We start from the raw sequence: 11,728 nt of genomic DNA on the forward strand, positions 1-11,728 counted from the left end.
GCCGTTGTCGGGGATCCGATTGGGTGTCCGGCTGGGGATTGATACCGTCGTCGCCGCACGTGATCATGCGCGCGGCCACGACGTTCGAGGAGTCGGCATGGGTCTTTGGGACAAGCTCAAGGGTGAGCTGGTCGACATCATCGAGTGGCTCGACGACAGCCGGGACACCATCGTCTGGCGGTTCCCGCGCTACGAGAACGAGATCAAGATGGGCGCCAAGCTCATCGTGCGCGAGTCGCAGACCGCCGTCTTCGTCAACGAGGGACAGGTCGCCGACGTCTTCACGCCGGGCACGTACACGCTGACCACGCAGAACATGCCGATCCTGTCCACCCTCAAGGGCTGGAAGTACGGTTTCGAGTCGCCGTGGAAGGCCGAGGTGTATTTCGTCAACACCCGGCAGTTCACCGACATGAAGTGGGGCACGCAGAACCCGGTGATCGTCCGCGATCCCGAGTTCGGCGCGGTGCGGCTGCGCGCGTTCGGGGCGTTCGCGATGCGCGTCGCCGACGCGAAGCGGCTGCTGACCGAGCTGGTCGGCACCGACCCGCAGTTCCGCACCGAGGAGGTGCAGGAATACCTGCGCCAGCTGGTGGTGAGCCACCTCGGCAGCGCCCTGGCCACCGCGAACGTGCCGATGCTCGACCTCGCCAGCAAGCAGCTGGAGATCGGCAACACCCTCGCCGCGGTCCTCACCGACGAGCTGGCGCCGAGCGGCATCGCGATCCCGAAGTTCATCATCGAGAACATCTCGGTCCCGCCCGAGGTGGAGGCGGCGCTGGACAAGCGCACTTCGATCGGCGTGGTCGGCAACCTGGACAACTACACGAAGTTCCAGGCCGCGAACGCGATGGAGGACGCCGCCAACAACACCGGCGGGGCCGGCGAGGCGTTCGGTTTCGGCATCGGCATGGCCGCCGCGCAGCGCATGGCCCAGCCTTCGGCGGCCCCGGCCCCGGCCCCGGCCGGGCCACCGCCGTTGCCGACAGCCGGGTGGTTCGTCGGGGTCAACGGCCAGCAGCAGGGCCCGTACGACGTGAGCGCGCTCGCCGGCCAGGCCTCCTCCGGCGGCCTCACCCGCGACACCCTGGTCTGGAAGAACGGCATGGCCGGCTGGGTCGCCGCCGGGCAGGTCACGGAGTTGGCGAACGTCTTCGCATCGGTGCCGCCGCCACTCCCGCCGCAAGCATGAGCCAGACCGTGAACCAGACCCAGTACCCCTGTGCCAACTGCGGGGCGAACGTCGAGTTCGCCCCGGGCACGACCGTGCTCAAATGCCCGTACTGCGGCGCCGAGACCCCGCTGGCGCCGACCGGGCGGCAGATCCGCGAGCATTCGTATGCGGAGTTCGCCGGCCTCCCCCGCAAGCCGATCGCCGCCCTGGCCCCGCACAACTTCACCTGCCAGGGCTGCGGCGCGGTGACCGAGAGCGACAAGATCTCCGACCGCTGCCAGTTCTGCGGCGCCCCGCTGGTCGCCGACGTCTCGGCCGGCGACCAGGTGGTGCCGGAGGGCGTGCTCCCGTTCGGGGTGGACCGCGCCGCCCTGCGCGAGGCGCTGAAGCAGTGGGTGTCCTCCCGCTGGTTCGCCCCGAACGGCCTCAAGAAGGTGACCGAGGCCGAGTCGTCGCACAGCACCTACCTGCCCCACTGGACGTACGACGCACGCACCGTGTCGCACTACCAGGGCCAGCGCGGCGAGCACTACTGGGTGACCGAGACCTACACCGACAACGGCGAGACCAAGACCCGGCAGGTACGCAAGACCAGGTGGTACTCGGCCAGCGGCACGGTGGCCCGCGACTTCGACGACGTCCTGATCACCGGCACGTCCCGGGTGGCCCCGAAGCACCTGGACAAGCTGGAGCCGTGGCCGCTGCCCGACTCCGAGCCGTACCGCCCGGAGTACCTGGCCGGCCACGAGACGCTGCGCTACGACGTCGAGCCGGAGACCGGGCTGGGCACCGCCAAGGCGACGATGGCCCCGATCATCGAGACCGACTGCCGCAACGACATCGGCGGCGACGAGCAGCGGGTCGACAACGTCCAGACGCAGTACGGCGACGTGACCTTCAAGCTGATGCTGCTGCCGGTCTGGATCGCCTGCTACCTGCACGCCGGCAAGACCTACAACGTCCTGGTCAACGGCCGCACCGCCGAGGTAGCCGGCGAACGCCCGTACAGCGCGGCAAAGATCGCCGCCGCGGCAACGGCCGCCGTCCTGCTGATCGTCGCGATCATCCTGCTGATCGCCCTCAACCGAAATTAGGCACAAGAACCAACACAACCGGTTCAGTAGAGGGGTGTGCAACCCTTCAAACACGGGCAAGCATGGACGCATGTCGATCGATGCCGAAGACCTGACGACCTGCCCCGCCCGCGTCACGCTGGACGCGGCCCAGCTGGCTTTCTTCAACGACCTCCCGGCGAAGGCCCCGAGCGTCCAGTCCGAGCTGGGCTGCGAGCTGGAGCAGGGCCACGAGGGCTCACACGCCGCCCTGGGCCAGCAGGTAGCCGAAACGATGTGGTGGATCCAGTGGACGCTGAGCGCCTCCGAGATCAACCCCTACACCTGGTGCCCGGCGCATGACCTGCCGGACGCCGAACCCCGCACCGACGAGGACTGCCGGTTATTCAACGGACACCCGGGAAACCACGTCTCCGCCCAGCGGCGCTGGCAGACCCAGGACTGAATCGGTTCAGAAGGAGCCGCCCGAAACGCCGCAAGGGGTACAGTCGCGGATCAGCCATGAGGTGGGGGCAATGGCACTGATCGACCTGGACCTTCCCGAGCGTTTCCCGCCCGTTTCCGGTGACGCACACAGTCGCGTACGCCGGTGGATTGCGAGCGTGATTCTTCTCGTCGTGGGCGGCCTGGTAGGTGGCCTGGGGACGCATCGGTGGCAGGCGCATAAGTCGCGGGAAGCCGACGCTTCGGTGGTATCAATCGTTGCGCTGGCAGATTTCAGTGGTCCCCCGGGCTTGGCGCAATCGTTTGCCGGCGTGGGCCGCAAAACGACCGCCGTACCCCTGGACGCGCATGTGACGATCGTCAACACCGGGCCGATGGCGGTGGACGTGCTCGGAATTGCCGTCGATCAGCCGGGCATGGTCCTGCGTGGTTACACCGGAGGGCGGATCGAGCCGGCGGCAACAATGGCGACTCAGCTCGAATTGGAGATTGATTGTGCGGTCAGTCGCCGTCTGCTTGCGGTGCCGGTGTCACTTTCAGCGGAAACGCTTGCGGGCGATCGTCGCGAAATAGCGGTAACAATAGGCGGAAATCCATGGGTGCGACAGGTCGAGACGGCCTGCGCCAGCGGGAGAACCTAGGCGACACACACCCGATTACGCCCAGTGTGTTTGGCCTGATAGAGCGCCCCATCAGCCCGAGCAAGCAGTTGACGAAGGTCAACATCCCCGTCGCGAAGATTGGCCAGCCCCACGCTGATAGTGACGGTGAGAGCCCCCACAGCGGTGTCCACCGGCGTACCCGATACGACCAGGTGGAGCCGCTCCGCCAACGAGGCTGCAGGCGACGCGAGCTCCGGCGTCACGACCGCGAACTCCTCGCCGCCGTACCGCCCCACGACGTCCCCTTCGCCGAGGGCATCACGAAGACGACTGGCAACGGTCCGGATCACTTCATCGCCGACCGGATGTCCGTACGTGTCATTGATCCGTTTGAAGTGATCGATGTCGACCATGATTGTCGCGATCGGCTCCTGGCGCCGGCGGGCCGCGAGCAGCAGCCGATCGGCCTCGGCGAAGAAGTGGTTGCGGTTGAACAACCCGGTGAGCCCGTCGGTCGTGGCCATCTCACGCACCTGGCTGAAGAGCCGGGCGTTCTCGTAAGCGGTCATCCCCTGCCCCGCGATGGCCGCGGCCATCTGCACCTGCGCCTCGGTCATCACGTCCTCGCCGCTGGCCCCCACGAGCAGGATCCCGTACGGCTCGCCGCGCGCCTCGACCTGCAACGCCCACCAGCAGCGCGGCAACCCGAGCACCCCGTCGAACGGCAGCCGGTCGCCGGGGAAGACGCTGCGCACCCGTGGCCCGGTCAGCCCGCGCAGATCGGAGGGTATCGAGGCCAGCTGCGTGCCGGCCGCCGCGGTGGCGCCGTGCGTGGCCGCCACGACGAGCCGGTCGTGGTCGAGCCGGATCAGCAGCGCGGCCGTGTCGCCGCCGAGGGTGGCGGTGAGGGTGGCCAGCAGGCGGCGCATCACGTCGTCCGGGTCGAGGGAGGAGCTGTGGTCGGCCATGGCCGCGCGCAGCGTCTCGGCCACGTCCCGCTGCCGGCGGGCGGTCTGCACGGCGACTTCGAGCTGGGCGGCGCGGGCGGTCTCCAGGGACACCGCGATGTGGTTGGTGATCGCCTTGAGGATGTCGACGTCGTCGCCGGTGAACACGCCCTTGGCGACCCGGCTGTCGAGGTAGACGACGCCGCGTAGCCGCCCGTTGAGGTGCAGCGGGGCGATCAGGATGCTGCGCAGCCCGTGGGCTTCCATGCTCTGCGAGCCGAGCGCCGCCCCCTCCTCGCTGCCGGTCACCACGAGCGCCTCGCCGTTGTGCCGGACCCGGTCGACCAGGGTCGCGCTGTAGCCGGTCAGCTCGTGGATGTCGTGACCCTGGGCGTCGCGCCCGACGAGCGGCGTGAGCTGGTCGCGCTCGCGGTCGATCAGGAACAGGAAGGCCCGTTCGGCGCCGAGGATGCGCAGGGTCTCGTCGAGGGCGACCCGGGCCAGCCCGCGCGGGTCGAGCACGGTCGCCGACGCGAGGCTGACCTGCTGGAGCGCTTCCATCCGGCGTTGGTAGCGGTCGGCGTTGAGGGCGGGCGGCACCGGCTCGGGCCGGGGCGGCGGGGCCGGGTCGCCGGTGGTGAAGAGGATCGAGGCGGGCTGGGTCGACGTGTGCTGGCTGATCCGGAACTCGTCGGCGACCCACCGGATGCGGTGTGGCCACTGCTGCTCGATCGCGATCATCTGGGCGAGTTTCGCCTGGTGGGCGGCCGGGCCGGGCTGGTCGAGGGCTTCCAGGGCGCGGGCTCGCACCCGGGCCGCCTCGTAGGAGATCAGCGGCGCGTCCAGCGGCACGATCTCGGATTCGACTTCGGCCAGGGTGCGGATCGCGGTGTCCGGGTGGCCGGCCAGCAGTTCGAGGTCGGCCCGGGTGACCAGGTGGAAGGCCCGCAGCGGCTTGGTGTCGGCCATCTTGGCCAGCGCGGTGACGACCTTTTCCGCCGCCGCCGTGCGGGGGCTGCCGGCCCGGATCTGGGCGAGCCGGCCGAGGGCCTCGTAGACGTAGAAGACGCGCTGCTCGGGCACCATCGACTGGGGTTTCACGCCGAGTGTCGCGAACTCGGTGGTGAGCTGTTCGAACGGCTCGCCGAGCTGGCCCTGCTCGACCAGGGCGACCATCCGGGCCCCGTACAAATTGATCAGTTGCATCGGATTGTCGGGGTTGGCGCGCAGGAAGCGGCGCAGCGCCTCGATCCGGGCGTCGGCCTCCTCGATGCGGCCACGCTGGGCGGCGAGGACGGCCCCGACCGCGCCGATCGCGGCGCCCTCGGCCTCGGCGCCGGGGCCGATCCGGGCCCGGCCACGCTGGTACCACGCCTCGGCCTCGGCGGTGCAGCCGCGTTTGAAGTACTGCATGCAGACGGTCGAGACGCCGGTGAGGTAGTCGCCCAGCTCCAGCCACTTCTCGTGCTCGACCAGCACCCGGTTCCACACCTGGGCCTCGTCGTCGTGGCCGCTCAGGTGGCTGCCGGCGCCGCGTTTCCATTCGACGTAGCCGACCAGTTCCGGGTCGCCGATCTCGGCGGCGACGGCGGCCGCCTTGTCGTAGAGGCGGGTCGCGAGTTTGGTGCGGCCGGCGACGTCGGCGATCACTCCGAGGCCGGCCATGTGCTGGGCGTACTCCCGGCCCGGCCCGAGGCGGTTGATCGGGTAGAGGGCGCGCAGGCTCATCGTCGCGCGCATGGCCCGGCGCATCCGCATGGACAGCGCGAAGGTGGCGATGTCGCAAAGCACGGCCTGCTGCCGGTAGCGGTCGCGGGCCCGCCCGCGTGCGGTGCCGAACCCGAGTTTGGTGTTGCCGACGAACAGGCCGAGCACGACCGACACCAGCGTGCTCAGGATGATGCGGAACTTGCCCTCGGGCAGCGGCGTGCCGAGCTCGGCGAGGCCCTGGCGGACCGCGTCGAAGGCCCGGTCCGGGTACCACGAGCTGTTGTGGACCAGCGCGATCTGGGCGCGGATCTCGGCCCGGCGCAACCGGTCCGGTTCGCCGCGCAGCGCCTCCTCGAGATGCCGCAGCGCCTCGCTGAACCGGCCGGTGCGGGCGCAGCTCAGGCCGAGCGCGAAGAAGAACGACGCCTGCGGGGTGACGCCGGCGGTCGCGGCGGCGTGGCCCGCGGCCTCCAGGAAGTCGCGGGCCTGGGCGGGCGCGTGCTCGGCCAGGGCCAGCCGGCCGGCGGCGAAGCCGGAGAGGTATACCCGCTTGGGCCGGCGGTCGGTCTCGCCGCGCGCGTAGTGCCGGGCGATCGAATAGACGTAGCGGGGGTCGTCCGGCACGGCCGCTTCGAGGACCTCGGCGATGCGCTGGTGCAGCCCGCGCGTCGCCTCGGCGTCCAGGCCGGTGAGCAGCGCCTCCCGGATCCGGTCGTGCAGGAAGCGGTAGCCGTCGGGGCCGGCCGCGGCGACCAGCCGCCGGGACTCGGCCTCGGCGAGCATCGAGCGGGCCCACTGCGGATCGATGTCGCAGACCTTCGCGACCAGGTCGGTCGGGAACCACCGGCCCCCGGCGGCCCCGGCGACGAGGAGCCGGCGGCTGTCCGCGCCGAGCCCGTCGATGCGGCCCAGCACCAGGTCGACGGCGTCGCCGGACACCTCGAGGCGGTCCAGGCCGGCCTGGTCGAGCTGCCAGCCGCCCCAGGACGGGGTGACCAGGCCGGCGTCGAAGACGGCCCGGATGTACTCGCCGACGGTGAACGGGTTGCCGCCGGCCCGCACGGCCAGCTCCTCGAGGTATTCGGCGGGCAGGCGGACCGCGCCGAGGTGCTCGGTGACCAGCTCCATCACCGCTTCGGAGTCGAGCGGCGGCAGCGTGATGCGGGTGTCGAGGGTGGCGTCCATGTCGCCGCCGAAGCGGTTGAGCGCGGCCGCGCTGTCGACGTCGTCCCGGCTGGTCGCGATGACCAGCAGCGGGGTGCCGGTGAGCCGGCTGGTGATGCGCTGCAGCACCCGCCGGGTCGGGTCGTCGAGCCACTGGATGTCGTCGATGTGCAGGACGGCGCCCTGGAACTCGTCGGCGAGTCCGATCAGGAAGGCGGCGACCGCGTTGACGAACTGCTCGTGGTGGTTGAGTTCGCCGATCTCGGGCGCCTGCACCAGGTCGGCGAGCAGCGGCGACAGGGTGCGCAGCAGCGGGCCGCCCCGGCCGGCCGCCCGGCGCAACTGCTCGACGGCGCGTTCCCGCTCGGTGGGGGGCAGCCGGTCCACCGTCCGGATGAAGCGCTCGACCGCGCCGCGCAGCGGGGCGAGCGGCACCGGGTCGTCGGGGACGCACTTGCCGTAGAGGGTGAGATCGCCGTCCGAGGCGACCGCGTTGGTCAGCTCCCGGACGAGGCGGGTCTTGCCGGCCCCGGCCGGGCCCTCGACGATGGCGGCGCCGCCGTTGCCGTCCCGGGCCCGCAGCCAGCGGTGGGCGAGTGTGATCACCTCTTCGTCCCGGCCGACCAGGCGCTGCGGTTCGATCGGCTGGACGCCGCGCTGGTCGGTGGCGACCACGAGGGTCGCGCCCGGGTCGTTGGCCAGCCGGCGCAGGTCGTTGAGCAGGCTCTCGCCGCTCTGGTAGCGGTCGTCCGGGTCCTTGGCCATCAGCGTGGCGATGATCCCGGCCATGGTGGGCGACAGCTCGGGGCTGAGCACGCGCACGTCGGGGACCGGCGCGGTGGCGTGCAGCCGGATCAGCTCGCCGGCGTCCTTGGCCCGATAAGGAAGCTCGCCGGTGACGCACTCGTAGAGCAGGATGCCCAAGGCGTAGAGATCGGATCGGCCGTCGACCGGCCGCTTGAGCATGCCGGTCTGCTCGGGGGCGCAGTAGAGAAGGGTGCCGGCGACCCGCTCGTCGTGCACTCCGCCGCGCGCGGCCAGGCCGAAGTCGATCAGGCGGCAGGCGCCGGCCGGCTCCACGATCACGTTGTCCGGTTTGACGTCGCGGTGCACCAGGCCGGCCCGGTGGGCGGCGGCGAGCGGCCCGGCGACGTCGATGGCCAGCCGCACCGCCTCGGATTCCTCCAGCCGGCCGCGGCGCAGCATCTCGGACAGCGGGAAGCCGTCGATGTATTCCAGGATCAGGTAGGGGCCCGAGGTGCTCAGGCCGACCTCGAAGATCCGCGGCAGCAGCGGGTGGCCGACGTGGCCGAGCAGCGCGGCCTCCCGGCGGACGGCCGGGTAGGCCTTGACCGCGTCGGGGGCGGTCAGAACCTTCAGCGTGTAGTCGCCGCCGTGCCGGCGGACACGGTAAACGACCGTCTCAGCGCCGTGCCCGAGCTGCGAGATCACCTCCAAGTCGGAGAGTGACCCCGGCGCGGTTCCGAAGATCGCGGTCAACGTGTCCTTCCCGAGAGCGGCTGCGCGGGCTAATCGGAAGTTACGCCGTTGTGTTCGGGTGATGCCAGGGACGAAGCAGGATGTAGGAAGATCGATTTAACTTTCCTGGGAGTCCGGACGGAAATTGGCATGCCGATACAGTGCACAGGTGACTGATCTACGGCGGCACATTCTGACCGAGCTCGGTGTCCAACCGGTCATCGAGCCGGCGAAGGAGATCCGCCGGCGGGTCGATTTTCTCAAGGATTATCTGCGATCCACCCCCGCGCAGGGTTACCTGCTCGGGATCAGCGGCGGCCAGGACAGCACCCTCACCGGCCGGTTGTGCCAGCTCGCGGCGGCGGAGCTGCGCTCCGAGGGGCGTGCGGCCACATTCGTCGCGGCGCGTCTGCCCTACGGCGTGCAGGCCGACGAGCACGACGCGCAGATCGCGCTGGAGTTCATCCGGCCCGACCGGTCCATCGCGGTGAACGTCAAGCCGAGCTCGGACGCGGTCGCCGCCGAATCGGCGACCGGCCTCGGCGAGCTTCTCGGTCAAGAGCCCACACTGCGGGATTTCGTACGGGGCAACATCAAGGCCCGTGAGCGCATGGTGATCCAGTACTCGATCGCCGGCCAGCTCAACCTCCTGGTCGTCGGGACCGACCACGCCGCCGAGGCGGTGACCGGCTTCTTCACCAAATACGGCGACGGCGGTGTCGACCTCACCCCGCTGACCGGCCTGACCAAGCGCCAGGGCGGGGCCCTGCTGCGCGAGCTGGGCGCCCCCGCGAGCACCTGGCAGAAGGTGCCGACCGCCGACCTCGAGGACGACCGGCCGGCCCTGCCCGACGAGGTGGCGCTCGGCCTGACCTACGCCGAGATCGACGACTACCTCGAGGGCGCCGACGTCACGCCGGAGCTGGCGGCGCGGGTGGAGTCGGTCTACCGGGCGACCCGGCACAAGCGAGCTCTGCCGGTGACCCCGCTCGACGACTGGTGGCGGCCCTGACCAACCAGCCGCGGAGCTAGCCGGCGTGCGGGACCCGGCGGGTCAGGCGTTGCCAGAGCCAGCCGGCCGGCACGGTGCGGTCGTAGAGGACGTAGTCCGCCGTCGCCCGGTTGGTGGTGGTGTCGAGCAGCGCACGCCGTGCCGCCGGGTGCCCGACGAACATGATCTGGTCGCCGCTCTGCAGGGTCGTGTCGTCGTCCGGGGCCAGCATCGCCTCGTCGCCGCGCAGCACCAGCAGGGGCACGGCGGCCAGCGGCCGGTCGCGGTCGTGCGGGCCGCGCAGCAGCTCGCACAGGCGGGCGTCGCCGCCGCGCAGCCACGGGACCAGCGTGGGCGTCTCCGCGTCGGTCAGCGTGGTCTTCCAGACGCTGCCCAGGCGGCTGCCGCAGTGCGCCTCGAGCCGGTCGAGCAACTGCTGCGCCCATGCGTCGCCGCGGGCCGGCATGTCCTGCAGGAAGCGCCACAGCAGCGGCGTGCTGAGCTGGGCGTAGATCTCCCGGGCCACCACCTCGGCGGCGACCAGCACCCAGTCGGCGCCGATCGCCTCGAACAGCGGCGCGCTGGCCCGCCGGTTCTGCCGGGCGGCGATGAACAGGCCGCGGTTCTGCCGCCGGGCCGCCGCGATCAGCGACAGGTTGGTGGTGTCGTTGTCGGTGCCGGCCACGAACCCGACCGCCTCGGCCAGGTCGGTCTGCTCCAGCACCGCCGGGTCGGAGGCGTCGCCGAGGATCACTCCGGGCTCGTCGCAGCGCAGGTCGACGATGGTGACGTCGAGGCCGTCGGCCCGCAGGTCCTCGACGATCTTGTGGCCGAACCGGCCATAACCGCACACCACCCAGCGCCCCTCGACCGGCGCGCGGCCGGGCTCCGGCAATTCCTCGCCGGGGCCGCTGACCAGCCAGGACATCAGTTGGTACGCCGCCGGGGCGTGCAGTGCGAGACGCACGTGATCGCCGAACCGGTCGAACGGGTTGACCACCGTGGGCGAGCCGAACGCCCGCATCCGGTGCTCGATCGCCGGCGACAGGGTGCGGGCGACGACGGTGAGCTCGGGCCGGATCAGTGCCGCCGTCATCGCGATCGTCAGGTTGACCTCGTCGTCGTCGGTCAGCGCCAGGACCCCCTCGCAGCAGGGATGTTCCAGGCCGGCCAGGTCGAGGGTGCGCGGGTTGGCGGCGTCGCCGGCCAGGCCGGGCACGTCCGAGATGTACGCGTCGATGTCGAGCGCGTCGACCCGTTCGGCCGAGGCGTCCAGCACGACCAGGCGGCGGCCGAGCGAGTCCAGCGCGCGGCCGAGCAACTGCCCGGTCTGGCCGTAGCCGGCGATCAGCAGGAACGGCTCACGCAGCCGGGCCACCGTGCGGTTGAACCGGCGCAGCGCGATGGCCTGCCGGAACGTGCGGTCCTGCAGAAGGGCGAGCAACGAGCCGATGGCGTACGCCCAGCCGATCACGGTCAGGTAGATCGTCGCCATCACCCACAGCCGCTGGCCGCCGGTGAACGGTTGCGGAAGCTCGCCGTACCCGATGGTGGTGGCCGTGTAGCTCATGAAATAGAAGGCGTCGAAGAAGCTGATGTGCGGCGGGATGAGCTTCAGGCCCAGCACGCTGATCGAGAAGATGCTGATCAGCACGATCAGCGGCGCCCGCATCCGGCGCAGGAGCAGGAAGATCGTCGGCGACGTCTCGGCGTACCGCGCCGAGATCCGGCGCCGCCAGTGCCGGCGGGTGGTCATCGGCGGTGGAACGACACGGTCTCGATCACCAGCAGCGCGACCGAGACGAGGTTGGCCAGCAGCGCGCCGCCGGACAGCGACACCACGCCGGCCATCGACTCGGCGTCCAGCCCGGCCGACGAGATCTGCGTGGCCCACGCCCACGCCAGTGCGGCCGCGATCAGCTGCAGGTCGGCGACCAGGCTGGTGGCCAGGTGGACCGCGCCGATCTGGGTGCGGTCACCGAACTTCAGGACCGTGGCGATCAGGCTGACCACCACGGCCGCGAAGAGCTCGTACACGTTGTGCAGTTCCGGCTTCGAGATGTCGCCGATGAAGAACCCGAAGTTCAGGGTGGCCGCCAGCAACACGAAGAAGCCGAAGACGACCTTCTCCAAACTCATGCGAT

General features: G+C 70.7%; 8 protein-coding genes. 5 read left to right on the top strand and 3 right to left on the bottom strand.

Going from position 1 to position 11,728, the window contains the following annotated elements:
* The first annotated feature begins 97 nt into the window (after window positions 1–97).
* From AB0E90_RS01365 to AB0E90_RS01380, 4 genes are all read left to right on the top strand, one after another.
* Window positions 98–1,192 (top strand): SPFH domain-containing protein, encoded by a 1,095-nt coding sequence (locus tag AB0E90_RS01365; protein WP_360397732.1) that lies wholly within the window; start codon window positions 98–100, stop codon window positions 1,190–1,192.
* On the top strand, window positions 1,189–2,268 hold the full coding sequence (locus AB0E90_RS01370; RefSeq protein WP_360397734.1) for a hypothetical protein: 1,080 nt from the start codon (window positions 1,189–1,191) through the stop codon (window positions 2,266–2,268). Before AB0E90_RS01365 ends, AB0E90_RS01370 begins: the two co-directional genes overlap by 4 nt.
* Before the next feature lie 70 nt (window positions 2,269–2,338).
* Window positions 2,339–2,692 (top strand): hypothetical protein, encoded by a 354-nt coding sequence (locus AB0E90_RS01375; protein WP_360397736.1) that lies wholly within the window; start codon window positions 2,339–2,341, stop codon window positions 2,690–2,692.
* A 70-nt stretch (window positions 2,693–2,762) separates the two neighbouring features.
* Entirely contained in the window at window positions 2,763–3,332 is a 570-nt protein-coding gene (locus tag AB0E90_RS01380; RefSeq protein WP_360397738.1) for a hypothetical protein, read from the top strand.
* Here the strand turns inward: AB0E90_RS01380 and AB0E90_RS01385 are convergent.
* Window positions 3,329–8,614, bottom strand: a complete 5,286-nt coding sequence (locus AB0E90_RS01385; protein WP_360397740.1) for a diguanylate cyclase — start codon at window positions 8,612–8,614, stop codon at window positions 3,329–3,331. The two genes, AB0E90_RS01380 and AB0E90_RS01385, sit on opposite strands and share 4 nt — an antisense overlap.
* 148 nt (window positions 8,615–8,762) lie before the next feature.
* On the opposite strand from AB0E90_RS01385, the gene nadE reads away from it, so the two are divergent.
* Window positions 8,763–9,605 (top strand): ammonia-dependent NAD(+) synthetase, encoded by an 843-nt coding sequence (nadE, locus tag AB0E90_RS01390; protein ID WP_360397742.1) that lies wholly within the window; start codon window positions 8,763–8,765, stop codon window positions 9,603–9,605.
* A 16-nt stretch (window positions 9,606–9,621) separates the two neighbouring features.
* On the opposite strand, the gene AB0E90_RS01395 is transcribed toward nadE, so the two are convergent.
* Together AB0E90_RS01395 and AB0E90_RS01400 are read right to left on the bottom strand one after the other, a co-directional pair.
* Window positions 9,622–11,340, bottom strand: a complete 1,719-nt coding sequence (locus AB0E90_RS01395) for an NAD-binding protein (protein ID WP_360397744.1) — start codon at window positions 11,338–11,340, stop codon at window positions 9,622–9,624.
* Window positions 11,337–11,723 carry a DUF6394 family protein gene (locus tag AB0E90_RS01400; protein ID WP_360397746.1) on the bottom strand — a complete coding sequence of 129 codons (387 nt, stop codon included), beginning with the start codon at window positions 11,721–11,723 and terminating at the stop codon, window positions 11,337–11,339. Before AB0E90_RS01400 ends, AB0E90_RS01395 begins: the two co-directional genes overlap by 4 nt.
* Between the last annotated feature and the right edge of the window lie 5 nt (window positions 11,724–11,728).

It is taken from the genome of Actinoplanes sp. NPDC026619 (assembly GCF_040638295.1).
Taxonomy (GTDB): domain Bacteria; phylum Actinomycetota; class Actinomycetes; order Mycobacteriales; family Micromonosporaceae; genus Actinoplanes.